The sequence below is a fragment of the Micrococcus sp. H39-S4 genome, from assembly GCF_027158145.1.
Classification (GTDB): Bacteria; Actinomycetota; Actinomycetes; order Actinomycetales; family Micrococcaceae; genus Micrococcus; species Micrococcus luteus.
Genome location: NZ_JAPVLT010000006.1, coordinates 97,999 through 121,161, shown reverse-complemented (window position 1 = coordinate 121,161; position 23,163 = coordinate 97,999). Strand labels below are relative to the sequence as shown.

Annotated in this window: 25 protein-coding genes and 3 pseudogenes; 13 read left to right on the top strand and 15 right to left on the bottom strand. The window is 68.6% G+C overall.

Features of this window, described 5'->3' with window-relative positions; genetic code table 11:
* Nucleotides 1-183: 183 nt before the first annotated feature.
* A complete protein-coding gene (locus O3T09_RS07795; protein ID WP_240739683.1) occupies nt 184-522 on the bottom strand; it encodes a transposase in 339 nt (112 codons plus the stop codon).
* 128 nt (nt 523-650) lie between these two features.
* On the opposite strand from O3T09_RS07795, the gene O3T09_RS07790 reads away from it, so the two are divergent.
* A complete protein-coding gene (locus O3T09_RS07790) occupies nt 651-1,280 on the top strand; it encodes a hypothetical protein (RefSeq protein WP_129866848.1) in 630 nt (209 codons plus the stop codon).
* 80 nt (nt 1,281-1,360) lie between these two features.
* The gene (locus O3T09_RS07785) at nt 1,361-3,535 is read left to right on the top strand and encodes a phage infection protein (protein WP_100057280.1); all 2,175 of its coding nucleotides are present in this window, start codon (nt 1,361-1,363) and stop codon (nt 3,533-3,535) included.
* Here the strand turns inward: O3T09_RS07785 and O3T09_RS07780 are convergent.
* The 7 genes and pseudogenes from O3T09_RS07780 to O3T09_RS07750 all read right to left on the bottom strand — a co-directional run bounded on the left by O3T09_RS07780 (nt 3,532) and on the right by O3T09_RS07750 (nt 10,031).
* A protein-coding gene (locus tag O3T09_RS07780; protein WP_119217896.1) for an IS5 family transposase occupies nt 3,532-4,426 on the bottom strand; the annotation gives its coding sequence in 2 pieces (ribosomal slippage) (nt 3,532-4,068 and nt 4,070-4,426; 894 coding nt in all). The two genes, O3T09_RS07785 and O3T09_RS07780, sit on opposite strands and share 4 nt — an antisense overlap.
* 188 nt (nt 4,427-4,614) lie before the next feature.
* Nucleotides 4,615-5,024: pseudogene (locus O3T09_RS07775) on the bottom strand (SCO1664 family protein); the annotation flags it as partial.
* Between the two features lies 1 nt (nt 5,025).
* Nucleotides 5,026-6,180, bottom strand: a complete 1,155-nt coding sequence (locus O3T09_RS07770; RefSeq protein ID WP_100057283.1) for a glycerate kinase family protein — start codon at nt 6,178-6,180, stop codon at nt 5,026-5,028.
* A gap of 29 nt (nt 6,181-6,209) precedes the next feature.
* Nucleotides 6,210-7,613: a GntP family permease gene (locus O3T09_RS07765; protein ID WP_100057284.1), complete on the bottom strand. Its 1,404-nt coding sequence runs from the start codon at nt 7,611-7,613 to the stop codon at nt 6,210-6,212.
* A gap of 494 nt (nt 7,614-8,107) precedes the next feature.
* Nucleotides 8,108-8,311: pseudogene (locus O3T09_RS07760) on the bottom strand (C40 family peptidase); the annotation flags it as partial.
* A complete protein-coding gene (locus O3T09_RS07755; protein WP_256365920.1) occupies nt 8,310-8,684 on the bottom strand; it encodes an NlpC/P60 family protein in 375 nt (124 codons plus the stop codon). The pseudogene O3T09_RS07760 and the gene O3T09_RS07755, both read right to left, overlap by 2 nt.
* Nucleotides 8,685-9,023: 339 nt before the next feature.
* Complete coding sequence (locus O3T09_RS07750; RefSeq protein WP_269295472.1) at nt 9,024-10,031, bottom strand: IS481 family transposase; 1,008 nt, start codon at nt 10,029-10,031, stop codon at nt 9,024-9,026.
* A 284-nt stretch (nt 10,032-10,315) separates the two neighbouring features.
* Here O3T09_RS07750 and O3T09_RS07745 point away from each other — a divergent pair, with 284 nt between their 5' ends.
* Complete coding sequence (locus O3T09_RS07745) at nt 10,316-10,726, top strand: four-helix bundle copper-binding protein (protein WP_002855901.1); 411 nt, start codon at nt 10,316-10,318, stop codon at nt 10,724-10,726.
* A 174-nt stretch (nt 10,727-10,900) separates the two neighbouring features.
* Here O3T09_RS07745 and O3T09_RS07740 read toward each other — a convergent pair whose 3' ends face one another.
* The 3 genes from O3T09_RS07740 to O3T09_RS07730 form a co-directional block, all read right to left on the bottom strand.
* Nucleotides 10,901-11,983: a major royal jelly family protein gene (locus O3T09_RS07740; protein WP_236601339.1), complete on the bottom strand. Its 1,083-nt coding sequence runs from the start codon at nt 11,981-11,983 to the stop codon at nt 10,901-10,903.
* A 224-nt stretch (nt 11,984-12,207) separates the two neighbouring features.
* Nucleotides 12,208-12,618 carry an FAD-dependent oxidoreductase gene (locus O3T09_RS07735; protein ID WP_070708869.1) on the bottom strand — a complete coding sequence of 137 codons (411 nt, stop codon included), beginning with the start codon at nt 12,616-12,618 and terminating at the stop codon, nt 12,208-12,210.
* 135 nt (nt 12,619-12,753) lie between these two features.
* Nucleotides 12,754-13,669, bottom strand: a protein-coding gene (locus O3T09_RS07730) for an IS5 family transposase (RefSeq protein WP_201292392.1) whose coding sequence is annotated in 2 segments (ribosomal slippage) — nt 12,754-13,293 and nt 13,295-13,669 — 915 coding nt in all. Because the reading frame shifts where the segments join, the coding sequence is not laid out codon by codon here.
* Nucleotides 13,670-13,995: 326 nt separating this feature from the next.
* On the opposite strand from O3T09_RS07730, the gene O3T09_RS07725 reads away from it, so the two are divergent.
* The 3 genes from O3T09_RS07725 to O3T09_RS07715 are packed head-to-tail and all read left to right on the top strand — an operon-like array spanning nt 13,996 to nt 15,079.
* The gene (locus tag O3T09_RS07725; RefSeq protein ID WP_036340860.1) at nt 13,996-14,256 is read left to right on the top strand and encodes a type II toxin-antitoxin system Phd/YefM family antitoxin; all 261 of its coding nucleotides are present in this window, start codon (nt 13,996-13,998) and stop codon (nt 14,254-14,256) included.
* A complete protein-coding gene (locus O3T09_RS07720; protein WP_041103932.1) occupies nt 14,257-14,511 on the top strand; it encodes a Txe/YoeB family addiction module toxin in 255 nt (84 codons plus the stop codon).
* Nucleotide 14,512: 1 nt separating this feature from the next.
* Entirely contained in the window at nt 14,513-15,079 is a 567-nt protein-coding gene (locus tag O3T09_RS07715; RefSeq protein ID WP_041103934.1) for a mismatch-specific DNA-glycosylase, read from the top strand.
* Between the two features lie 43 nt (nt 15,080-15,122).
* Here the strand turns inward: O3T09_RS07715 and O3T09_RS07710 are convergent, their stop codons facing one another.
* The 3 genes from O3T09_RS07710 to O3T09_RS07700 are packed head-to-tail and all read right to left on the bottom strand — an operon-like array spanning nt 15,123 to nt 17,169.
* Complete coding sequence (locus O3T09_RS07710; protein ID WP_144818646.1) at nt 15,123-15,905, bottom strand: SCO1664 family protein; 783 nt, start codon at nt 15,903-15,905, stop codon at nt 15,123-15,125.
* Entirely contained in the window at nt 15,905-16,447 is a 543-nt protein-coding gene (locus O3T09_RS07705; protein ID WP_036340843.1) for a DUF3090 domain-containing protein, read from the bottom strand. Before O3T09_RS07705 ends, O3T09_RS07710 begins: the two co-directional genes overlap by 1 nt.
* Complete coding sequence (locus O3T09_RS07700) at nt 16,444-17,169, bottom strand: histidine phosphatase family protein (RefSeq protein WP_169577815.1); 726 nt, start codon at nt 17,167-17,169, stop codon at nt 16,444-16,446. Before O3T09_RS07700 ends, O3T09_RS07705 begins: the two co-directional genes overlap by 4 nt.
* 123 nt (nt 17,170-17,292) lie before the next feature.
* Here O3T09_RS07700 and O3T09_RS11890 point away from each other — a divergent pair.
* The 4 genes and pseudogenes from O3T09_RS11890 to aqpZ form a co-directional block, all read left to right on the top strand.
* Nucleotides 17,293-17,394: pseudogene (locus O3T09_RS11890) on the top strand (ATP-binding cassette domain-containing protein); the annotation flags it as partial.
* A 12-nt stretch (nt 17,395-17,406) separates the two neighbouring features.
* A complete protein-coding gene (locus O3T09_RS07695; RefSeq protein WP_231119487.1) occupies nt 17,407-17,688 on the top strand; it encodes a hypothetical protein in 282 nt (93 codons plus the stop codon).
* Between the two features lie 9 nt (nt 17,689-17,697).
* Entirely contained in the window at nt 17,698-18,177 is a 480-nt protein-coding gene (locus O3T09_RS07690) for an NUDIX domain-containing protein (RefSeq protein ID WP_102708427.1), read from the top strand.
* A 166-nt stretch (nt 18,178-18,343) separates the two neighbouring features.
* Complete coding sequence (aqpZ, locus tag O3T09_RS07685; protein WP_136940223.1) at nt 18,344-19,042, top strand: aquaporin Z; 699 nt, start codon at nt 18,344-18,346, stop codon at nt 19,040-19,042.
* A gap of 23 nt (nt 19,043-19,065) precedes the next feature.
* On the opposite strand, the gene O3T09_RS07680 is transcribed toward aqpZ, so the two are convergent.
* Nucleotides 19,066-19,866: a formate/nitrite transporter family protein gene (locus tag O3T09_RS07680; RefSeq protein ID WP_078025878.1), complete on the bottom strand. Its 801-nt coding sequence runs from the start codon at nt 19,864-19,866 to the stop codon at nt 19,066-19,068.
* A gap of 7 nt (nt 19,867-19,873) precedes the next feature.
* On the opposite strand from O3T09_RS07680, the gene O3T09_RS07675 reads away from it, so the two are divergent.
* From O3T09_RS07675 to O3T09_RS07665, 3 genes are all read left to right on the top strand, one after another.
* Nucleotides 19,874-20,704 (top strand): patatin-like phospholipase family protein, encoded by an 831-nt coding sequence (locus O3T09_RS07675; protein ID WP_010080497.1) that lies wholly within the window; start codon nt 19,874-19,876, stop codon nt 20,702-20,704.
* A gap of 28 nt (nt 20,705-20,732) precedes the next feature.
* Nucleotides 20,733-22,385, top strand: coding sequence for an ABC-F family ATP-binding cassette domain-containing protein (locus tag O3T09_RS07670; protein WP_144818648.1), 1,653 nt, complete (start codon nt 20,733-20,735; stop codon nt 22,383-22,385).
* A gap of 85 nt (nt 22,386-22,470) precedes the next feature.
* Nucleotides 22,471-23,154 (top strand): type 1 glutamine amidotransferase domain-containing protein, encoded by a 684-nt coding sequence (locus tag O3T09_RS07665; RefSeq protein ID WP_036316400.1) that lies wholly within the window; start codon nt 22,471-22,473, stop codon nt 23,152-23,154.
* The last annotated feature ends 9 nt before the right edge of the window (nt 23,155-23,163 follow it).

The window sequence follows — 23,163 nt, the reverse complement described above, 5'->3', positions numbered from 1 at the left end:
AGCTGTGGAACCGGCTCTCATCAGGTGTTTTGCTCGACGGGGTGCGGTGCGCGGATGTTCGGGTCAGTGCTCGGCCGCCGGAAAAGCTGCCGGGTCGAGCGGGCAGATCTGCGTCCTGCCGTCGCTCAGAGCGTCCCGTGCCTGACTCAAAAAGTCGGCTTGTCTCAAAACGGAAGTCCTCACTCAAGTGGGTCCCTCCGCCAGCGTTTGGGTGATCTCGTCCCACTGGGAGCTCGCGATCAATTGGTTGTGCCGGCGCAAGGCGGTCTGCCATGACCCGAACTCTGCTGGGAGCTCGCGCCACGTGATGCCAGTGCGGGTCTTGTAGAAAGCCGCGTTGACGATCGTGCGTACGTCAGTGCGTGGCCGCCCGCGGCGAGGGCCTTCTTCAGTGCGAACGATGTGCTTGATCCAGCTCCCTTGTTCATCTGTGAGTTGTTGATAGTCGGGCTGGAGGCCCTCGGTGACACTGCTGTCGGCATCAACTTTCGCCTGGTCATCGATTCGCACGGCTTTGACCACGCCGCGGATGACGGCGCATTCGGTGCATGGGACGATTGGCTCTCCTGGATGGCGTCAGAGCGTGCCTGAAGCTGACTATGGCGGGGCCGATGTCACTTCGGAACTTGCTCGCTGGCATGATTGGGATCGTGGCCTTGGAAGACGAACCCGTCCTCATCGATGCGCTCGTTGAGTGGCTAATGCCGCCTGATCTCGTGGCGCGACCCAAGGCCGAGCAGCTTGCCGTCGGCACCGCGCTGCTCCACCGGCTGAAGGGAGCTCTCGCCAACGATCCAGAATCACTCACCCGTCAGATGTCCCGGCGGCAGGTCAGCCCGGAGCTCCCGCAACTCATCGGTGAGGTTGTCATGGCGGCGGCCTGGGCCGAGGATGCCGCTGGTACCTTCCTGCAGGCGATCTCGGGCGACTGGGATACGCGGGCAAGAGGTTACGACGACACCAGCTCACGTCTCGTCAAAGCCCTCCGAGACACGGCCCCGAAAGCGCTCGTCGACCGCTTGGAGGTAGCGCTTGAGCTCCGCCACTTCGTCGTTCATGGCGTGTGGGTCAACGGCGCGTTCGTCAAGAACCCGGACACGGGCGAGCCGTTCGACTTCGTGTCCATGAAGCGCGGGTACCGGACAGCGGCCCCGGCGAGGGACACTAAGGCCTTCATGAAGTCGGCCCTGAAATGGCTCTCCCGCGAGTTTTGGGAAATTGAAGACGAGCTCGAGACGCTCCATTCCGAGGTGCTCTTCGGCAATGGTATGCCTGAGTAGGCGGCCCCAAGGTGCTGCTGCCGGCAGTGGCTCATCCTGTTTATGCCGCGCGGAGCCCGTGTGCACCGTAGTCTGTTGGCATGAAGACGCTTAAGGTCGAGCTGACCAATTGCCACGGTATCCGATCGTTTGACGCGACGCTGGACTTTGGAGACCGCAACGCAGTGGGTATCTACGCGCCCAACGGCACGATGAAGACCTCCTTCGCCCGGACGTTTAAGGACTTCGCCACGGGCAAGGAGACGACCGACCGAGTCTTCCCTGACCGGGAGTCCTCTCGCTTGATCACGGACGAGAACGGCCAGTCGCCAGACCCCCGCAGCGTCGCCGTTGTCCTGTCCTACGACGAGGAGCTCGGCCCGACGGAGTCGACCTCGACACTGCTCGTGAACCCTGAGCTTAGGAAGGAGTACGAAGAGCTCCAGGTGGAGCTCCTCGATGCCCGCGATGCCTTGGTCAAGGAGTTGAAGGCTCAGTCGGGTGCGAAACAGGACGTAATCTCGACGATCTCGAGGGTCTTCACGCAGAGCGATGACAAGTTCTACGATGCTCTCGTCCGCATTGCCTACGAGGTCGAGCAGCTCGAGGACACTCGGTTTGCCGACCTGCCCCACGATGTGCTCTTCAACGACAAGGTGGCCACCGCGCTCAAGGGTGCTGACGTCCAAGCCCAGCTGGCAGCGTATGTGACCCGGCTGAACCAGCTTCTCGACGAGTCCACGTTCTTCAACCGGAGTTCGTTCACGTACTACAACGCTGCGAACGTTACGAAGAGCCTCGGTGTCAACGGCTTCTTCACCGCTCAGCATTCGCTTCTACTGCACGGCGAGGACGAGCCCCGCCAGATCACGAGCGACGCTGACCTGCAGGCGCTGATCACCGAAGAGAAGAAGCGTATTAGCGATGATGATGCGCTACGCAAGAAGATGGAAGGTGTCGAGCGCGCCGTCCAGCGCAATGAGGACACGCGAAAGTTCTTCGAGTTCATCGCGAATCGCGAAGACCTCCTCCCGGAGTTCGCCAACGTCCAGACCTTCCATCAGAACGTCTGGATGTCCTATCTCAAGGCGCACGAGGAGGCGTACCTGCGCGTCGTGACGTGCTACAAAGACACCGAGAAGCGCCGTAAGGCTATCGAACAGCAGGCGGCTACCGAAAGCACCCAGTGGGACAAGGTCATTAAGATCTTCAACGAGCGCTTTTTCGTGCCGTTCACTCTACGCGCGGAGAACAAGCACCAAGTGGCCCTCGGCCAGGACTCCATGCTAAAGCTCGTCTTCGAGTTTAATGACGGCCAGGAGTCCGCCAGCGTCGAGCGGGATGACCTTCTGTCAGTGCTCAGCAACGGCGAGAAGAAGGCGCTTTACATCCTCAACGTCCTCTTCGAGATGGAAGCACGCAAGGCGACGGGTCGGGAGACGGTCTTCATCATTGATGACCTCGCCGACTCGTTCGACTACAAAAACAAATACGCCATCATCCAATACCTCAAGGAGATGGCTGATCACGCAAACTTCAAGCTGATCCTCCTCACGCACAACTTCGATTTCTTCCGCACGCTTCTTAGTCGAGGTGTCGTTGGCTACAACAGGTGCTTTATGGCGCAGAAGGGCGAGGGGAAGGTCTCGCTGAACCAAGCCAGCCACGTGAAGAACCCATTCATCTATGGTTTCAAGAAGAACTTCTTTGGCAACGGCATGCAGCGTATTGCTTCGGTGCCGTTCGTGCGCAACATCCTCGAATACACCAGGGGTGAGGATGACCCCGACTACCTGAAGCTGACCTCGCTGTTGCATTGGAAGGCAGAATCGGCGAGCATCGACAACGCCGAGCTTGACCGGATTTTCAACGAGACCTTCCAGTCGAGCAAAAAGAAGAAGTGGAATGCTGGCACTAAGCCGGTTATCGACTTGCTGCTCGAGCAGGCAGAGGAGGCGCTCATCGCAGACGAGGCCATCAACTTCGAGAACAAGGTCGTGTTGTCCATCGCCACCCGCATTGTCGCGGAGCAGCATATGGTGGCCGTCCTTGACGACCCGACGTTCACGGATGGGATCACTGGGAACCAGACCCAGGCGCTCTTCCAGGCGTACAAGGGCCGGGGCCACGGAACCGACGAGTCACGCCGCATACTCGACGACGTCGTGCTCATGACGCCGGAGAACATCCACGTGAACTCGTTCATGTACGAGCCGATCATTGATCTCTCAGACGCGGCCCTGCGTGAGCTCTTCACTCGGGTGAAGAGCCTCTAGGGCGTGTCTGACAATCGTTTGGACCACGCGATCACCGCGTTCAGCACCACGGCGGCCCGGTAGACGGTGGAGTACTTGTCATACCGGGTTGCCAGCCCGCGCCACTGCTTGAGTTGGGCGTACTGGCGCTGGATGACGTTGCGGCCCTTGTAGGCGGCCGCGTCGAGGCCCACGGGCCTACCACCGCGGGGGCCGCGGCGTCTGCGATGGCCCTGCTGGTCGGCCGGCTCGGGGATGACCGCCTTGATCCGGCGGGCACGCAGGTGGGCGCGGATCGCCCGTGATGAGTACGCCTTGTCGCCCAGGAGCGCGTCCGGGCGGGTCCGGGGCCGGCCCACCGGGCGGGCCACGTGCAGCTGCCCCAGCAGGGGCAGCAGCATGGGCGAGTCTCCTGCTTGGCCGGCGGTGATCAGGCTGACCAGCGGCAGCCCGGCCCCGTCCACGAGCTGATGGATCTTCGTGCTCAGCCCGCCGCGAGAACGTCCGATGCCGTGATCGGCCGGCTCTTCACGCGGATTCTTGTAGTTCGATCCATCCCCCTGTGTGGCGGGTGGTGTTCGTGGCGTGCTGGTGAGCGCGGGCGATCGTGGAGTCCACCGAGACCGACCAGTCCACCAAGCCCTGCGCGTCAGCGGCGGCGGTCAGCTTTGTCAGCACCGTGTCCCAGGTGCCCTCGGCCGCCATCCGGCGGTGCCAGGTCCACACGGTCTGCCAGGGCCCGTAGACCTCGGGCAGATCCCTCCAGGCAATCCCGCACCGGTACCGGTTGATGATTGCCTCCACCATCGTGCGGGCATCCGAGAACGGCCGGCCCTGCCGACCGGTCCGGGTCGGGAGCATCGGGGCGATCAGTTCCCATTGGGCATCGGAGAGCATCTGGAAACGAGACATGCCTTTCAGGGTGTCAGCCGGCCCCTGGACTCATTGTCAGACACGCCCTAAGTCCGAGGTGCTCTGTCCCTCCTGGCTCACAACTATGGAACGCCGCAGGGGAGTCGGCTCGCCTTGAGTCACGTGATGGGCGACGGACGCGGTGACCCTCGGCCTTCCTGGCCCGCCGCACTCAGGGCCCCTTCAGCTCAGAACAGCGGCCAAGGCACGGTCGGCGTCAGCCCGCTCGGGGCAGGGCAGATTCCGTCGTCGAACAACTGGGTAAGCGTTCGGCAAGGGCGCCGATCTCGTCGGCACTGAGCAACTCCCCGAGCCTTCGCCCCAGCTCGCCGTCGAGCTCCGCGACTACCCGGCCGACGCCGTCGCGCTCCTCCTCGCTCAGCGCCTCGCCCAGCCATCCCCACAGCACGGTCCGCAGCTTGTCCTGCACGTGGAACGTGAGCCCGTGGTCCACCCCGTACCGGTGACCGCCGGGCATGGCGAGGATGTGGGCGCCCTTGCGGTCGGCGTTGTTGACGATCACGTCGAACACCGCCATGCGGCGCAGCGCCACCGAGTCCTCGTGGGCTAGGACGAGCCTCCGCCCGTCCTCACCCTCCTCACCGTGTGAGCCCGGCGGGGGAGCAGGCCATCACCAGCCGCCCGACGTCGCGGGCGGTCGCGGTCAGGTCCTCTGCTGTACGGCGGATCGCTGTCGCCAGGTCCTGGGGCCCGCGGCCAATGGGCACGATCGCGGTGATGCCCTCGTCGTAGAGGGTGTCCGCGTCCTGCCCCACGGAGCCGGTGAGGACGATCACCGGGATCGCACGGCCGGCTGCGCGCACGGCCTGGGCCACGCCGACCGGCACTTTCCCGGCCAGGGACTGGCCGTCGATGCGCCCCTCCCCGGTGATGACGAGGTCAGCGGTCTTCACGAGGTCGTGGAAACCCGCCGTCTCGAGGACGACGTCGATACCCGGCTTCAAGGTGGCCCCGATGAAGGCGTGCAGGCCACCGGCGAGACCCCCCGCCGCTCCCGAACCGGGGAGCGCATCGATCACGACCCCGAGGTCTCGCTCGATGATGCCCGCGAGATGGACCAGTCCGGTGTCCAGGCTCGCCACTGATGCAGGATCCGCCCCCTTCTGGGGGCCGAACACGTGGGCTGCACCCTGCGACCCCGTGAGGGGGTTGCTGATGTCACACATCACCTCCACGTCGACGTCGCGGAGCCGGTCTCGTGCCGGGGTGGAGTCGATCCGCGCAATCCGGGTGAGGGTGTCGCCGGTCGGGACGAACTCCTCACCTGCGGCGTCGAGGAACCGGACGCCGAGGGCCGCGGCAGCGCCCGTGCCGCCGTCCGTCGTCGCGCTCCCGCCGGCCCCGACGATGACTCTGCGCGCGCCAGCGGACACCGCGTCGAGGATCTGCTCGCCGACCCCGAACGTCGTGGCCCGCCCCGTGTCCTCGCGTCCGGAGGCGAGAGGAAGGCCGGCACATGAGGCTGTCTCCACCACCGCCACGTCCGGCTCGACCAGTCCGTAGTGGACGGGCACGCGTTCGCCGTAGAACACCCCGCAGACGGTCGCGGATCGCAAGGCGCCCCCTGCGGCAGCCACGAAGGCCTCGACGGTGCCCTCCCCGCCGTCGGCGATGGGCACCACGAGAACCTCGGTGTCGGTGACCGACGCGAGACCCGTCGCGATCGCGGAGCCCGCCTCCCGCGACGACAGGGCCCCCTTGAACGAGTCCGGGATGACGATGATGCGCTGCACGCGTGGATCTCCTGAGTCAGGTGACGGGGTCAGACGAGGACGAGGCCGAGGATCCAGATGAACACGATGGAGGTGAGTCCCATCAGGAGCGTGACCATCGTCTGGGTGCGGTAACCCTGCGAGGGCGTCATGCCGCTGAAGTTGGTGACCACCCAGAAGTACGAGTCGTTGGCGTGGGAGACGGTCATGGCGCCGGCTGCAATGGCCATGACCACGAGCGCGCTGGCCACCGGGGTCTCGAAGCCCAGTGCGGGCATCATCGGGAAGACCATGGCCGACGTGGTCGTGAGGGCCACGGTGGAGGAGCCCTGCGCGGTCTTCAGGACGGCGGAGACGAGGAAGGGGAAGAACAGTCCGATGACCGACAACGGCGCAGCGTTGCTCTCGATGAAGGTGACGAGGTCGGTGGCGGCGATGACGCGCCCCAGCACACCGCCGGCCGCCGTGATGAACAGAATGGGGCCGACGACCCGGAGGGTCTCCTCTGTCAGGTCGTAGAACGTCTCGCCACGGCGCACGCTGAACAGCACGCCGACTGCGCAGAGGGTGCCGACGGCGAGCGCGATCATCGGCGTGCCGAGGAATCGGGCGAAGTCACCCGCGGGGCCGGTCCACTTCTGGACGGATGCGAGCGAGCCGAGAGCCATGAGCAGGATGGGGGCGATGATGGGCGCGAAGGACGCAGCGGTCCCAGGCATCCGCCCGTAGGACCGGCGAAGCGCGTCGTAGGCCGCCTCCAGCTCATCCGTATCCTCCGTGCCGGTCTCCTCAGGGGAGGTCACCCGCTTGCCGATGTAGAGGGCGTACAGGTACGCGACGAGGAGTGCGGGGATCGAGACGAGGACGCCGAGGCCGATCACCAACAGAAGGTGGTCGCCGATGCCGAGGTTCTGGGCCGCTGCGATGGGCCCCGGGGTCGGCGGGATGAAGACGTGCGAGGTGTACAGGCCTGCCGCCAGGGCCACGGTCATCGCCACGGGTGACGCCCCGGTACGACGGGCCAGGGCCTTGCGGATGGGGTTGAGAATGACGAATCCGGAGTCGCAGAACACGGGGATGGAGACCACCCAGCCCATGAGCTGCATGGCCAGGACGGGGTAGCGCTTGCCGACGACCCTCACGAGCGCATCGGCGATCCTGAAGGCGCCGCCGGTGCGCTCCAAGATGAGTCCGATGAGCGTGCCCAGGATGATGACGATGCCGATCGAGGTGAAGATCCCGGAGAATCCCTCCCCGATCACGTCGGCGATGCCCTTGACGGGCGCTTCCCCTTCGGCGCCGGTCGACTTCACCAGCGGTATCCCACCGATGATCCCCAAGGCGAAGGCGACGGCCATGATCGAGAGGAAGGGGTGGATCTTCCATCTGGAGATCATGACGATCATCAGGGCGACGGCGAGGATGAAGACGAGCAGAAACGGTATTCCAGTCATCGGAAGTCCTTTGTGCGGCAGGGGATTCTAGCCAGACTAGGGCGTGTCTCCCTTATGCGCGTAGCCAGGTGAAGATGGCGCAGAGGGTGACGGCGGCGCGGTAGGTGATCGCTAGCTTGTCGTAACGAGTGGCCAAGCCGCGCCATTGCTTGGCTAGGGCATGTCCCGAGCCACCCTCTACCGACGCATCCGCGCCATACCTGCTGCAAATTAGCGCTCTTGGCGCTGCCCCATCGTCTGCAAGCGACAACAGGGGAGGGGGAGCCATCCAGACTTGTGTCATATGACGCCCCATCACCGGAAGGACCACCGGACGGGGCCGACGGGACGCGGCCCAAGGGATGTCAACGTTCGTCCACGTGAGCTGCTGGCGTGTCCGGTGGGGGGTTCGGTCAGCGGGACAGCGGGGTGGGCACGGTGGCTGAGGTCTCCTGAGATCGAACGGCCCCGAGGCTTTCGTCTTGCGGGGCCGTCCCGGGGTGGTGGCGTGCCGTTCAGTAGCGGGCGGTGGTGCCCATCATGTTCCAGGGGCTGTAGTCGACAGCGGTCACGGCCACGCCCATTTGCGGGTTGCGGGCGTGGGCGATCTGGCCGTCGCCGATGTACATGGCCACGTGGTAGATCCCGGAGGCCGAGCCGTTGTTGGACCAGAAGACCAGGTCACCGACCTGGAGGTCGTCCAGGGAGACGTATTGGCTAGCGGCCGCATACTTGGGCCTTGGAGTTCAGAGGCAGCTCAATGTCGGCCTGCGCGAACGCGTTCTGAATGAAGCCGGAGCAGTCGTAGCCGGTCGGGCCATTTCCACCCCAGACGTAACCGACGCCCGGATCGGCAGCCTTGGCCGTAGCCCACTGCACGGCCGCCCCCCAACCAGTACTACTGGAGGAAGCGGTGGAGTAAGAGGCCCGCTGGATATCCTGGGCCGGCTCACTGCTGGTCGCGGACGAGTGCGTGTGAACCCTGGAAGAGCGGGACGTCTCGGCGGCGGTACCGCCCTCCCACGTACAGGAATTAGCAGTGGAGCCGCTGGGCGCGGAGTAGGCGCCCTCGTTGGCTGCGGCCGGGCCCATGCCGGCCACCGTGGCTCCCACCACGGTGGTCAGGCCTATCGCACCCATGGTGAGGGAACGGCGGTACTGGGAACGGCGGGCTTGTGCTTCAGCCTCGATGCGGGCACGGCGGGTGGGGGTAGGACATGGGTTACCTCGGTAGACATTGGCGTACATTTTCTGGACTTTTTCCACGGCCTCCTAATTCCGCGTCGAGCAAGTTATCACTTAGTCGAAATGGTCCGTGGCCAGAACGTTATGCAACAATGCGGATTCGTGATCTGGCCGCAACTTGCCGGAGTGCCAAGTTCCGAGCCGATTCAGGGTTGAGCCGGGCCCGGAAAGGCCGTCATTTCGAGCCTAGCTGTAGGAGGGCATGACGTTGTTGACTCGTGCCGGGGCCAACGAGGCCGGCGGGGCGTCCCCGCAGGAGGTATGAGGCCGATGGTAGTTGTAGTGGTTCACCCACACCGCCAGGGCCTCACGCCGAGCCTGCTCTGAGGTGTAGGGGCGGGCGTAGATGACCTCATCGACCATCAGCCGGTTGTACCTCTCCACCTTCCCGTTATGGCGCGGGGTGTAGGGCCGGATCCGGTGATGCCGGCCCCCGAGCGAGACCACCTTCGCGGTGAAGTCCGCAGCCCGGTAGTTGTTTCCGTTGTCCGTGATCACCCGGTCCACGGTGATGCCGTGGGCGGCGAAGAACGCCCTCGCCCGGCAGTAGAAGCTCACGGTCGTGGCCGCCCGCTCGTCCTCCAACGCTTCGGTGTAGGCCAGCCGGGTGAACCCGTCGATCGCCGAGTGCAGGTAGGTGTAGCCGACCCGCCGGCCTGCACCACGCTTGGAAGCACGGCCTGCTTCACTTTCACGTCCGTGGGTGCGCCAACCGCCCCCGTCTGGGATCTTCCCGATCTTCTTCACATCCAGGTGCACCATGTGCCCCGGCCCTCTCGCGGTGATCTTCTGGGGTCGTTGGCGCAGGTCTTCTCCGGCCGGGGTCAGGTCCCGTAGGCGGGAGATCCCGAGTCGGTGCAGCCACCGTCCCACGGTACGAAGACACACCCGGTGGCCCTCGGAGACGAGGTGGTGATGGATGCGCCGTGCGGACCACTTGCGCTCCCGCCGCAGGGCGTGGATCTGGGCCACCAGGACCGGATCGAGCTGGGCAGGTGAACGGTGCGGCCGGCTGGGCAGGTCCTGAAGGCCGGCTTCTCCCTGGGCGCGGTAGCGGGCCACCCAGGTGGCCACCGTGGGCCGGCTCACCCGGAACTCGGCGGCCACGTGGGACTGCGGGATCCCGTCGTGCAGGTGGCGGTGGACCATCCTGAGTCGGCCGGTGGGGGTCAGGGGTGCGTTAGCGTGAGTCATGAGTGGGTCTTCTCGGGCAGGTGGGTGGTGTAGGAACTTCCATCCTGCGGGAGAGGCCCACTCGTCTCATCTCAGCCCGTACCCCGTGGCAAGAACCTCATGACCCACAACACCTAGCCGCCCGCTCGAACGGCTCGGGCGGAGCCCGTGGCCGGCTGGGATCTTTACGGAATCTTCAAAGTTGAGCCCCTTTTCCGGGCCGGGCGGGGGGTCTATGGTCGGTTGCATGGCGGGCCGGTTCCAGCCGGTTCGTTTTCCGAACCGCACCGATGAAGGAGTAAGCCATGACCCATCACGTGAGCTCGATGCTGGAGACCTACCCGAAAGACTTGGGGGACATCGACCGGCAGAAGCTGGCCGAGTGCATCGAGGCCTGTTTCGAGTGCGCTCAGACCTGTACGGCCTGCGCGGACGCGTGCCTGGCCGAGGACATGGTCGCAGAACTGAGGCAGTGCATCCGGTTCAATTTGGATTGCGCCGACATCTGCGCCACCACCGGGGCGGTGCTGTCCAGGCAGACCGGCAACAACGTCGAGACCACTCGTGCCCTGCTGGAGGCCTGCCGGACCGCCTGCAAGACGTGCGGGGACGAGTGCGCCTCCCACGCTGAAATGCACGAGCACTGCAAGATCTGCGCTGAGGCTTGCCGGCGCTGCGAGCGGGCCTGCGCCGAGTTGCTCGCCTCCCTGGGCTGAGCGCAGTCCAGGCCCATGCCGTAATGCCAGTCAGGGCCAGCAGGCGTGGAACATGTGCTGCTGTCCCTGACTGGCCCGGCGGTAAAAGAACATCCCCGCAGGAGGAGAACTCGACGTGTCAAAGACAGGGCGCTTCACTTGTGCATGGCTGCATCCAGTTCCGTCCCGCTGTGGTCAGCGCAGCAGGACGGGTCGGGCGTCGATGCGGGTGCGGAAGAGGGTGTAGGGCTTGACCCGTTCATCCTGCCCCTGCCGGTAGTCGGCCTGGCGGTGGAGCTGGTTCGCGGTGATGTAGAGGTAGCCGTCGGCCGCGACCGAGAGCGTGTCCGGCCACAGCAACCGAGGGTCGCTGACCACGGTCTCCCACGCCCCGACGGTGTCGACCCGACGCCGCAGCACCGCGTTGTGCTCGTAGTTCGTCGCATACACGTTGCCCTGTGCGTCGGACTCCAGGCCGTCGCCGGCCCCGCCCTTGTCGCCTTCATCACGCACGGTCGCGGCCACCGCCGCCTCATCCAGGGCTCGGTCCACCAGCGCGTCGGTAGCCACACTGTAGAGCCGCCGGGATGCCAGCGGGCAGTAGTAGAGGCGGGCGCCGTCGGCGCCGATGGCGATTCCGTCCGCGCCCATCGCGATCGCCGGCGCCACGGTCCCGTCCTCCTGGCGGGCGACCATCGGGCGGCCCTCGACAACCGGCATGAAGTCTGTGAGCGGCTCGGCCTTCGTGGAGGGGTGCTCGTGCAGCCGCCGCCAGCTCTGACCGGTGGCCAGGTCCACCACCACCAGCGCGTTGGGTCCCTGGTCGGAGGAGTCGGTGAGGTAGGCGACGCCCTCGGCTCCGCGGCGCAGGTCGAAGCGCACGTCGTTGAGGTAGCTGGTGGGCAACGCGACATCCTGGGGGAACAGGATGGTCTTGACCACTGTGTCGCTGGTCAGGTCGACGCAGACGAGCTTGGGCCCGCCGTAGGTCGTGGGCTTGAATAGCGGGCTTCCGGTGTCCAGGATCCACAGCCGATCGGCAGGGTCCACCACCACGCTCTGCACCGAGACCAGGGTGTTCGCCAGGTCGTCGGAATCGGTGCGATTGATGGCCTCGTTCGGGTAGGCCACCGCCTCGCCGTCGCGAATTTCGGCCACCGTGAAGGCGACGTCATCGCCCCACTTCGGGTAATTGACGAAGATCCGCCCCCGGTGCGAGACCGTGACGCCGGTGAGCATGGCGCCGTGGAAATGGGCCACTTCCTCCAGCTCGCCCACCGGCTGCTCCGCGGGCAGGCCTTCCGATCGATTCTCCATCACATCGCTCCTGTCAGTCGGGCTCGTGCTCGGAACGGTACACCGGGTTCTCGGCCGCCGGGGCGGGAGCCTTCGGGCAGGACCAGTTCTGCCCGGCAGTCCCAGTGGGTTGCGGTGTGCGGTGCCCAGGACCCCGGTGCATGGAGAGCCCCCGTCCAAGTCACGTAAGGGGAGTGGTGCGCCGGTCAGCTGGTCCGGGCCACGGCGCTGAGCAGGGTGACCGCGACCGCGTCGATCTCGTGCGCTTCCACGCCGCCGACCTGGTTGAGCACCCGCAGCCGCGCCAGGGCGCTGTCTCCGATCGCCAGGACACCGTCTGATGAGACCAGCCCGACGTTGAAGTGTTCGGCCCACTCATCCCAGACGCCGCGGCTTTCGCACGCGAAAGCAACGAGTCGCGGGTCGTCGTGGGCATGTCGGAAGATCCGCGACTCGCCTCCGGACTGACCCGTCCCGGGCAGACCAGCCTCGTACAAACGCACCGGCACGCCCTGCTCCCGCAGCGCGTACGCCGTCGACAGACCAACGATCCCACCCCCGATCGCTGCTACCTCGGGTGAACGCGTCGTGGCAACGCCGTCGTCAGTTCCTGTCATCGCGGTTCCTCGATCTGTTGGTGATGAGCGATACGCCGCAGGAGAAGGGCCGCTGCCACGACGTCAGCGGGCTGTGTAAGCCCGCAGTCACCGCGCACAGCGACCCCTTCCTCTCTGGGCTAGGGCGTGTCTCCCTTATGCGCGTAGCCAGGTGAAGATGGCGCAGAGGGTGACGGCGGCGCGGTAGGTGATCGCTAGCTTGTCGTAACGAGTGGCCAAGCCGCGCCATTGCTTGGCTAGGGCGAAGTGGCGTTCCACGACGTTGCGCCCGCGGTAGGCCTGGGCGTCGAAGGCCGGCGGCCGCCCGCCGCGGCTGCCGCGACGGGCTCGGGCCGCGATCTGGTCCCGTTTCTCCGGAATTACCGCGGTGATTCGGCGGCGGCGCAGCTCGTTGCGAATCACTCCGGTGGCATAGGCCCGGTCGGCGATCACCGCCTCCGGGCGGGCTCGGGCGGCGCCGGCGCCGAGTCGGGGAATCTGGATTTCGGCCAGCACCTGCGCCAGCACGGCCTCGTCGTTGCGCTGCCCGCCGGTGACGATCGCGGCCAGCGGCCGGCCGCGGCCATCGACGGCGTGGTGAATCTTGGTCGTCAGCCCGCCGCGGGAACGCCCGATGCCGTGCCCGGGCGGCTCAACCTCATCCAGCGGCAGTTTCTTGTGATTCGCCCCGGCCCCCTGTGTCCTGGTCCGGACGAGTGGTGTTCGTGGCGTGCTGATGGGCCCGGGCGATGGTCGCATCGACCGAGACGGCCCAGTCAATCATCCCGGCCGCATCGGCCTCGGCCAGCACGTGGGTCAGCACCCGATCCCAGGTCCCATCCGCGGCGTAGCGGCGGTGGCGCTTCCACACCGTCTGCCAGGGCCCGAACTGCTCCCGGGGCAGATCCCGCCACGGGACCCCGGTCCGATACCGGTAGGCGATGCCCTCCACCACCCTGCGGTGCTCCCCGAAGGGATGCCCACGCCGGCCCTGATTCGAGGGCAGCAACGGCTCGATCCGCTCCCACTGCTCGTCCGTGAACACCTGATACCGCGACCCTGTCGACCTCACCCGACCAGCCTGCCGCGAGCCTCACCACCGATAAGGGAGACACGCCCTAGGGCAGATGGGACTTCAACGGCGATGTTGTGGCGAACAGGGTTCGGCCGTCTCGATGGTCCTCAGGACAATAGAACGGCCCGCGGGGGCCTGCGTCAGGAGAGCGGGTGTGGACATCTTCGGGAAGCCCAAGGCGCTCCTGGGAGAGCAGGGGACGCCGTCGCCGCGCCCACGGACCACGAGGGCAAGGAGATCTGCATCCCGCACGGCACCCCTCGAGTTCGACAGCCCCAACTGGTACCATAAGCAAGTACCACATCGCACCCGAGGAGGCCAGCATGTCCATCAGCGCCAGTGAAGCCCGCAAGACCCTGTTCCCGCTCATCGAGCGAGTGAATGCGGACCGCGACGCCGTAGAGATCGTCTCCCGCAAGGGGAATGCCGTCCTCATGCCCGCGGACGAGTACGCCGCCTGGCAGGAGACCGCCTACCTGTTCCGCTCCCCGGCCAACGCCCGCCGGCTGCTGGACGCCTACGAGCGCGCCCGCGCAGGGAGCGTCGAGGAGCACGCTCTGGACCGCATGGACGGGGACGCCTGAGTGCGCCTCGTGTGGGACCGCTCGGCCTGGGAGGACTACACGCACTGGCAGACCACGGACCGCAAGGTCCTCAAGCGGATCAACACCCTCATCGACGCCGCCCTGCGTGATCCCTTCGACGGGATCGGCAAGCCCGAGCAGCTGAAGTACGGCGCGCCCGGGGCATGGTCCCGACGCATCACGGAGGAGCACAGGCTCGTCTACCTCGTCGACGGCGAGGACCTGATCATCCTCCAGGCGAGGTATCACTACTGACATGCGCTTCACCCAGGCCGAGCTCCAGCAGTTCCGCGACCGCACCGTCCCCGACCTGTTGCCGGACCCGCTGCGGCTGCTGTTCATCGGCATCAACCCCGGCCTGTGGAGCGCCGCCACCGGTGCGCACTTCGCCCGCCGCGGCAACCGCTTCTACCCGGCCCTGCACCGCGCCGGGCTCACCCGACACCTGATCGACGCCTCCGACGGCTACAAGGCCGAGGACCTCGCCGAGCTGCACGCCCGCGGCATCGGGATCTCCAACCTCGTCCCGCGGGCCTCCGCCCGCGCCGACGAGCTCACCGCGGAGGAGCTCGCCGCCGCCCCCGCCCGCCTGGACGCGCTCGTGGCAGCGCATGCGCCGGCCGTCGTCGCTGTGTTGGGGGTGACGGCCTACCGGCAGGCGTTCGGACGCCCGAAGGCGGTGCTGGGGGAGCAGCAGACGCCGTGGCCGGGCACGCGGCTGTTCGTGGCGCCGAACCCCAGCGGGCTCAACGCTCACGCCACCCTGGACTCGCTCGCCGCGGACTACCGTGCGGCCGGTGCCGCGGCGGGGCTCGTGGACTGAGTGCGCCCGCTGTCCCTGCGGCCGCGCTGACGCCTCAGGCCCGTCAGAAGAGCGGCCAGGGCACGGCCGGCGTCAGCCCGCTCGGGGCCGGGAAGATCCCGCCGTCGAGCAACCGGGCACAGCGTTCGGCAAGGGCGTCGACTTCCTCGGCACCCAGCAGCTCCGCCAGCCCCCACCCCAGCTCACCGTCGAGCCCGTGGAGAACCCGGGCGACGCCGTCGCGCTCCTCCTCGCTCAGCGCCTCGCCCAGCCACCCCCACAGCACGGTGCGCAGCTTGTCTTCCACATGGAACGTGAGCCCGTGGTCCACCCCGTACCGGTGCCCGCCGGGCATGGCGAGAATGTGGGCGCCCTTGCGGTCGGCGTTGTTGACGATCACGTCGAACACCGCCATGCGGCGCAGCGCCGCCGAGTCCTCATGGGCCAGGGCCAGCCGGTTCCCGTCCTCGTCCTCGCCCTCCAGGATCGTGAGCCATCCCGAGGCCGGTACCTCGTCCGCCGGGAACAGGCCCACGGCGTCCTGCCCAGGATCCTGCTCCTGCCAGAGCTGCACCATGCCCTCGCCGAAGGGGCCGTCGCGCAGCCACGTGCGCGGCACGATATCCCACCCCAGTGCCTCGGACACCAGGTGCGCGGCCACCTCGCGGCGGGCCAGGGTTGCGGCGGGGAAGTCCCAGAGCGGGGCCTCGCCGGCCACCGGCTTGTAGACCACCGGGGTGTCACCGATCGCGCCGAGGAACGTGGCGTTGGACGCCGTCGTGATGCGGCCGGTGAGCGTCAGCTCCCCGGACATCAGCTCGCCGGCGGGCACGTCCGCGGCGCTCATCAGGAGTCGGGGAGAGTGCAGTCGTGGCCGTCGGGGTCGATGGGCTGGCCGCAGTCCGAGCAGATCGGGCGCCCGGCGTCCACGACCTCCCGGGTGCGGCGGGCGAACGCCCGGGCGGCACCGACGGGCATCCGCACGCGCACGGCCTCGGCGTCCGCCTCGAGCGCCGGGGCGGCGTCGTCGTCGGTCAGCGGGTGCGCGTCGATGAGCACCTGCGCGGTGGTGGGGTCCCAGCCCAGGCCGATGGCCCCCACCCGGAACCACTCCTGCACCGGGTCCAGCGGATCGTTGTCCACGAGTTCCACGGGCGTGCTGGCCGGGACGCTGTGCGGATTGCCCTCCAACGCCATCAGATCGTCGAGGATCTCGTCGAGCATCTCCGCCATCAGGGCCGACTGCTGCTTCTCCAGGGCCAGGCTCACCAGCCGGGGCCCGGTGCGCACCTGCAGGTAGAACGTGCGGGCTCCGGGACGCCCGAGCGTCCCGATCACGACCCGATCCGGCCAGTCGAACTCATGGGCGGGGGCAGGTGCATCACTCATGCCACGATCCTAGGCGTCCGCTCGTCCACCGCGCCGGGGCCGGTGCCCGCGCCGCCGCCCACCGGGGCGTCGTCGGACGGGCCGAGGGCCGAGAGCCAGGACAGGTCCCCGGCGTCGGTATTGGTCGCCCAGACCCGCGGGCGGCTCGGCCCGTAGCTCACGATGGACACGGAGGCGGGTCCCACCTCGATCCGCTGGAACAGATCCAGGTGCGTGCCGAGCGCGTCGGCCAGGATCGACTTGATGACGTCCCCGTGGCTCACCGCCACCCACACCGCCCCGGGCCCGTGCTCGGCCTCGACGGCGGCGTCGTGCCGGCGGATCGCCGCCACCGCGCGGGCCTGCATGCCCGCCATGGACTCCCCGCCGGGGAAGACGACGGCGGACGGCTGGGTCTGCACCGTCGCCCACAGGGGCTCGGTGGCCAGGTCGCTGAGCGCGCGCCCCTGCCACTGGCCGTAGTCGCACTCGGTGAGGTCGTCGTCGACCAGCGAGGGCACCGTCCGCGGCTGGCGATCGAGGAGGGCGTGGGCCGTCTGCGCGCACCGCTCCAGGGGACTGGCCACCACCGCGGCCACGGGCACGGCCGCGACCCGATCCCCGGTGCGGGCCGCCTGCTCCCGTCCGTGGTCGTCCAGGCTGACCCCGGGGGTGCGGCCCGCCAGCAGTCCGGTCGCGTTGGCCGTGGTGCGGCCGTGCCGCACGAGAAGTACCGTCGCCATGGCCTCAGCGTAGCGAGGGGATGCCCGCCTCTCGCGGACAAAGCCTCGCGGCCATGACGCAAAGGGTCAGTGACGCAACGCGAGCACGCCTATGCCCGGCAAGGCTGACGCCCGTCTGCAGGCCTCGAACGCCCGGAGCAGGCCCTCGAGGCCTAGGACGGCGCCCTGCTGCTGGTCACCCACGACCGCCGCATGCTCGAGGCCGTCCGCCTAGACCGCCGCTGATACCCTCCCCCGGTGGTCAACCTCCTGCTCTCGGTGACGTTCGCGTGCGGCGTGGCGATCGCCGGGCTCCACGTGGTGAACCGGCGGTTCATCGCGCCGATGTACGACGTCGTCCTCAACCTGGCCGCGTTCCTCGCCGCCGTCGCCTCCTCCGTGCTCCTGGGGCACGTGCTGCCCGCGGTGTTCGCCGCGCTGGCCGTGCTCGCCTGGCTGATCCTGGCCGTCCGCACGGTGCGCGCCCGCCGCGCGGGGCATAAGTCTGCCGGCCAGCGCCCCGCCGGCGCCGGCCTCTAGGCTGGCGCCATGTCCTTCCTGATCCCTTCCGTCCCCGTCTCCTGCGGCTGCCTCCTCTTCGACGAGGCCGGCCGCCTGCTCGTGCTCAAGCCCACCTACAAGAAGGGGTGGACCATCCCCGGCGGGATCATGGAGGACGACGGCGAGACCCCCTGGGACGGCTGCCGCCGCGAGGTCCGGGAGGAGACGGGGCTGGAGGTGACCGCCGGGCGGCTCGTCGCCGTCGACACGCGGCCCAGCAAGGCCGACGGCCGGATCGGCCTGCGCTTCCTCTTCCGCGCCGTCCACCCGCTCACTGCCGCGGACGTCGCCGCCATCCGCCTGCAGGAGGACGAGGCCTCCGAGCATCGCTTCGTGACGTGCCAGGAGGCCCGGAAGCTCCTGCGCCCGGCGATCGCCCGCCGCGTCGACGCCGCCTGGGACGCCGCGCACTGCGTCTACCTGGAGGACGGGCGTCCCGCCGCGGGGGTGGATCAGCCGGCGGGCTGAGGCCCGGCCCCCGGCCGGACGAGCGGTGCCCGGCGGCGTCCCCGTCCCGGATGAGGGCCGCTGCCTGATCTGCGGGCGTGATCGTGGCGGCGCGGTCAGGAGGGTGGACGCGGGACGAGACGGTGCGCCCAGGCAACGGCGGGACGGTCCCACGGACGGTGCGGCCGTGTTCTCCGCCTCCGTGATCGACGACGCCACAGGCGTCAACATGGGCATCGGCTTCCTCGGCGTCGCCCTCGCCTTCGGCCTGACCGTGGTGGCCATGGCCTACGCCGTAGGCCACATCTCCGGCGGTCACTTCAACCCGGCCGTCACGCTGGGTGCGGCGCTCGCGGGTCGTCTGCCGTGGAAGCTCACTGTGCCGTACTGGATCGCCCAGCTCGTGGGCGGCGTGGCGGCCGGCGGCGTGCTGCTGGCGATCGCCTCCAGTCGTCCGGGCTACTCGCTTGCGGAGAACGGCCTGGCCACCAACGGCTATGGCGAACTCTCGCCCGCGGGCTACTCGATGGGCGCGGTGTTCCTGACCGAGGTGCTGCTGACCGCCGTGTTCCTCTACGTCATCCTCGGCGCCACGGACCGCCGTGCTCCGTCCGGCTTCGCGCCGCTGGCCATCGGCCTGACCCTCACGCTGATCCACCTGATCTCCATCCCCGTGTCGAACACCTCCGTGAACCCCGCTCGCTCCTTCGGCGTGGCCCTGTTCGCGGGCGGGGACGCCCTCGGCCAGGTCTGGCTGTTCTTCGTGGCCCCGTTGTTGGGCGCCGCGGTCGCCGGTCTCAGCTACCGCTTCGTCTTCCCCAACACCTCCCGGGTGACCGAGGAGCTGCCCGAGCCCGCCGCCGACGGGACGCGGGACGCCGTCTGATCCCTGTCATTCGGGCCCTGCCCTCACCGCCCCGTCTCTTCCCGCACCTCCTTGGAACGCAGCAGGCGCGGCGCCGTCGTCAGCGCCAGCCCGCCGAGGATGTTCAGGGGGATCACCCACCACACCCAACTGAGCCACTCGAGCCACCCCACGCCGTGCGCTCCGGACAGGATGGCTCCGATGATGAGGATCGAGTCCATCACCGAATGGAAGAGCGAACCGCCGGCGAGGACGATGGCTCCGGCGACGGACGCGACGATCATCGCCGTCGGGCTGTCCGTCCCGGCCTGCATCCGCGTCACGAGGGTGATCGCCACCCCGGCCAGGACCGCCAGGGCGGCGCCCTGCCAGCTGAAGCCGATGTCCAGGAAGTGGTGGGCGCTCTCGGCCAGGGTGCCGTGCAGGTCGGGGAACCCCGCCACCACGAGGGCGATCATCACGGTGCCGCCGAGGAGGTTCATAACGAGGGTCACCGCCCACAGACGCAGCAGCTCCATCCACGTGCCTCGGCCGGCGGCGATCGCGGTGATCGGGTAGTAGAACCCCTCCGTGAAGAGCTCGGAGTGGGCGAGGAACAGGCTGACCAGGCCGATGGAGAACGCGAGTCCGGCCAGAAGGTGGCTGCCCGTCTCGTGGAGCGTGAGCAGGTACGCGAGCAGGCCGATCGTGATCTCGACGCCGCCCAGGAACCCGGTGGTCGTCAGGACGGTGAGGGACCGATGCAGGCGTTCCGCGCCCTCGTCTGCCGCCGCCCTGTGGGCCGCCGGCCTGCCGGAGACGGACTGACCGGCATCGCTCCCTTCACGGTCATGTCCGTGGCACACTGGGCCGATGATGCATGACGAACGGCCCACGGGTCGGCTGGGCCTCGCCCTGGGCGGCGGAGGAGCGCGCGGGCTGTGCCACATCGGGGTCTGGCGGGTGCTCGAGGAGCTCGACATCCGCCCGGACGTGCTCGCGGGAACGAGCATGGGCGGCCTCCTCGGCGCGCTCATAGCCGCCGGTCATGACGCCGCCTCGCTCGAGAAGATCGAGCGGAGCGTGGACTGGCCGCGGCTCATCAACTGGGGCCTGACCGGCGGCATCCTCTCCAGCGAGAGGCTGCGGGCCTGGCTCCGCGAGCTGCTCCCGGACACCTTCGAGGAGCTGCAGATTCCCCTGGTGCTCACCGCGGCCGACGTCGTCGAGGGCCAGACCCGCTACCTGCACACCGGGGACCTCATCACCGCGATCCAGGCGACCACCGCCTACCCCGGCGCGCTGGAGCCGGTGACCGTGGGGGACTCCGTGCTGGTGGACGGCGGCATCCTCAACCAGATCCCGGTGGACGGGGTGCGCTTCCTGGGCGCGCAGCGGGTGATCGCCGTCGATGCCACCACGCTCGAGCCCCTGGAGCGGCCGGAGCCCGGGGCGCGCACCCGCACCCGCCGTTCGCCCGCCACGTCGCTGCGCCAGGCCATGCGGGCGATTGACGTCATGCAGGCCCAGCTCACCACCGTCCGGCTCTCGCTCTACCGGCCGGACGTGCTCATCAGCCCGCCGATCGAGGGGATGACGGTCGCGGACTTCCGCAGCTCCGGCGTCGCCATCGCGGCGGGAGAGGAGGCGACGCGCGCCCGGGCCGAGAAGCTCGTGGAGCTCAGTCGCGGCAGAATGGCCTGACGCCCGCCGCACTTCCGTCAGGAGCACCATGACCGCCACCCTTGTCGCCTCCGGCCTCGCCGGCGGCCACGGCCACCGCACGCTCTTCGAGGATCTGGACCTCACGGTCGCGCCCGGGGACGTCGTCGGCGTCGTGGGGGCCAACGGCGCGGGCAAGTCCACCCTGCTGCGCATCCTCGGCGGGGACCTCGCGCCGCAGGCCGGCACGGTCAGCCTGGCCCCGGCCGACGCGTTCGTGGGCTGGCTGCCGCAGGAGCACGAGCGGGTGCCGGGGGAGACGGTCGCCGGGTACATCGCCCGCCGCACCGGGTGCGCCGCCGCGCAGACCGAGATGGACGAGGCCGCCGAGGCCCTGGCGGACCCGGACGTCGCCGACGCCGCCGCGGACCGCTACAACACCGCCCTCACCCGCTGGCTGGCCTCCGGCGCCGCGGACCTGGAGGAGCGCATCCCCGCCGTCCTGGCCGACCTCGGCCTGGACCTCTCCGCCTCCCCGGAACAGGTCCTCATGACCTCCCTCTCCGGTGGGCAGGCCGCCCGCGTCGGCCTCGCCGCGCTGCTGCTGTCCCGCTTCGACGTCGTGCTCCTGGACGAGCCCACCAACGACCTGGACCTCGACGGCCTGACCCGCCTGGAGGCCTTCGTGCAGGAGCTGCGCGGCGGCGTCGTGCTGGTGAGCCACGACCGCGAGTTCCTGGCCCGCTGCGTCACCCGCGTCCTGGAGCTCGACCTCGCCCAGCGCACCAACCGCGTCTACGGCGGCGGCTATGAGGCCTACCTCGAGGAGCGGGCCACCCTGCGCCGCCAGGCCCGGGAGAAGTACGAGGAGTTCGCCGAGCAGAAGCAGGACCTCGTCTCCCGCGCCCGCACCCAGCGGGAGTGGTCCAGCCAGGGCGTGCGCAACGCGGTGAAGAAGTCCCCGGACAACGACAAGCTGCGCCGCAGGGCCAACAGTGAGTCGAGCGAGAAGCAGGCCCAGAAGGTCCGGCAGATGGAGAGCCGCATCGCGCGCCTGGAGGAGGTGGAGGAGCCGCGCAAGGAGTGGAGGCTGGAGTTCACCATCGGTGCGGCGCCGCGCTCCAGCTCGGTGGTCGCCACCCTCAACGACGCCGTCTTCCGGCAGGGCGGCTTCACGCTCGGCCCGGTGTCCCGCCAGGTGAACGCGGGGGAGCGGATCGGCATCACCGGGCCCAACGGGGCCGGCAAGTCCACCCTGCTGCGCGGGCTGCTGGGCCGCCAGGCCCCGGACGAGGGCACGGCCGCCCTGGGTTCCAGCGTGCAGATCGGGGAGATCGACCAGGCGCGCTCGCTGCTGGCCGGGACCGTCCCGCTCGCCGCGGCCGTCGAGGCGCTCGTGCCCGAGATGGCCTCCGGGGAGGTGCGCACCCTGCTGGCCAAGTTCGGCCTCAAGGCCGACCACGTGAACCGCCCCGTGGACGAGCTCTCGCCCGGCGAGCGCACCCGGGCATCCCTGGCCCTGCTCCAGGCCCGCGGGGTGAACGTCCTGGTGCTCGACGAGCCCACCAACCACCTGGACCTGGAGGCCATCGAGCAGCTCGAACAGGCCCTGGAGACCTATGAGGGCGCCCTGCTGCTCGTCACCCACGACCGCCGCATGCTGGACACCGTCCGCACCGACCGTCGCTGGCAGGTCCAGGACGGGCGGGTGACGGAGCGCTGACGACCCGGGCACCGTCACCCTTGCCCGAGATTCGGTTGTGTACGACCATGAGAGTTCAGTCCCCACCGACGAAAGGGCCCCAGACATGTCCCGCATCCTGATGATCCTCACCTCGCACGACCAGCTGGGCGACACCGGCCGCAAGACCGGGTTCTGGCTCGAGGAGTTCGCCTCGCCCTACTATGTCTTCACGGACGCCGGCCACGAGGTCACCCTCGCCTCGCCCCGCGGCGGCCAGCCGCCCATCGACCCGACGAGCTCGAAGCCGGAGATGCAGACCGAGGCCACCCGCCGGTTCGACCAGGACGAGGAGGCCAAGGCCGCCCTGGCCCACACCACGCCCCTGGCGCAGGTGGACGTGGACGGGTTCGACGCCGTCTTCTACCCGGGCGGTCACGGCCCGCTGTGGGACCTGGTGTCCGACGCCGACTCCACGCGGATCATCCTCGACAGCGACGCGGCCGGGCGCCCGCTCGGCCTCGTCTGCCACGCGCCCGGGATCCTGCACCCGATCACCGCCGCCGACGGCACCCCGTTCGTGCGCGGCCGTCAGGTCACCGGGTTCACCAACGGCGAGGAGGAGGCCGCCCAGCTGACGGACGTCGTCCCGTTCCTCGTCGAGGACGCGCTGATCGCCGCCGGAGCGGACTACCGCAAGGGCCCGGACGGGGAGAGCTTCGTGGTCACGGACGGCACCCTGGTGACCGGCCAGAACCCGGCCTCCTCCGGCGACGCCGCCCGCCGCCTCCTGGACCTGCTCGCGCGCTGACCCCCCGCC

What these genes read in the sequence shown, in the direction of transcription:
- O3T09_RS07785 (WP_100057280.1), top strand. Translation starts at nt 1,361, where the DNA reads ATGAAGACGCTTAAGGTCGAGCTGACCAATTGCCACGGTATCCGATCG.
- O3T09_RS07765 (WP_100057284.1), bottom strand. Translation starts at nt 7,613, where the DNA reads ATGACTGGAATACCGTTTCTGCTCGTCTTCATCCTCGCCGTCGCCCTG.
- O3T09_RS07755 (WP_256365920.1), bottom strand. Translation starts at nt 8,684, where the DNA reads ATGGGCCCGGCCGCAGCCAACGAGGGCGCCTACTCCGCGCCCAGCGGC.
- O3T09_RS07750 (WP_269295472.1), bottom strand. Translation starts at nt 10,031, where the DNA reads ATGACTCACGCTAACGCACCCCTGACCCCCACCGGCCGACTCAGGATG.
- O3T09_RS07745 (WP_002855901.1), top strand. Translation starts at nt 10,316, where the DNA reads ATGACCCATCACGTGAGCTCGATGCTGGAGACCTACCCGAAAGACTTG.
- O3T09_RS07735 (WP_070708869.1), bottom strand. Translation starts at nt 12,618, where the DNA reads ATGACAGGAACTGACGACGGCGTTGCCACGACGCGTTCACCCGAGGTA.
- O3T09_RS07725 (WP_036340860.1), top strand. Translation starts at nt 13,996, where the DNA reads ATGTCCATCAGCGCCAGTGAAGCCCGCAAGACCCTGTTCCCGCTCATC.
- O3T09_RS07715 (WP_041103934.1), top strand. Translation starts at nt 14,513, where the DNA reads ATGCGCTTCACCCAGGCCGAGCTCCAGCAGTTCCGCGACCGCACCGTC.
- O3T09_RS07710 (WP_144818646.1), bottom strand. Translation starts at nt 15,905, where the DNA reads ATGAGCGCCGCGGACGTGCCCGCCGGCGAGCTGATGTCCGGGGAGCTG.
- O3T09_RS07705 (WP_036340843.1), bottom strand. Translation starts at nt 16,447, where the DNA reads ATGAGTGATGCACCTGCCCCCGCCCATGAGTTCGACTGGCCGGATCGG.
- O3T09_RS07700 (WP_169577815.1), bottom strand. Translation starts at nt 17,169, where the DNA reads ATGGCGACGGTACTTCTCGTGCGGCACGGCCGCACCACGGCCAACGCG.
- O3T09_RS07690 (WP_102708427.1), top strand. Translation starts at nt 17,698, where the DNA reads ATGTCCTTCCTGATCCCTTCCGTCCCCGTCTCCTGCGGCTGCCTCCTC.
- O3T09_RS07675 (WP_010080497.1), top strand. Translation starts at nt 19,874, where the DNA reads ATGATGCATGACGAACGGCCCACGGGTCGGCTGGGCCTCGCCCTGGGC.
- O3T09_RS07670 (WP_144818648.1), top strand. Translation starts at nt 20,733, where the DNA reads ATGACCGCCACCCTTGTCGCCTCCGGCCTCGCCGGCGGCCACGGCCAC.
- O3T09_RS07665 (WP_036316400.1), top strand. Translation starts at nt 22,471, where the DNA reads ATGTCCCGCATCCTGATGATCCTCACCTCGCACGACCAGCTGGGCGAC.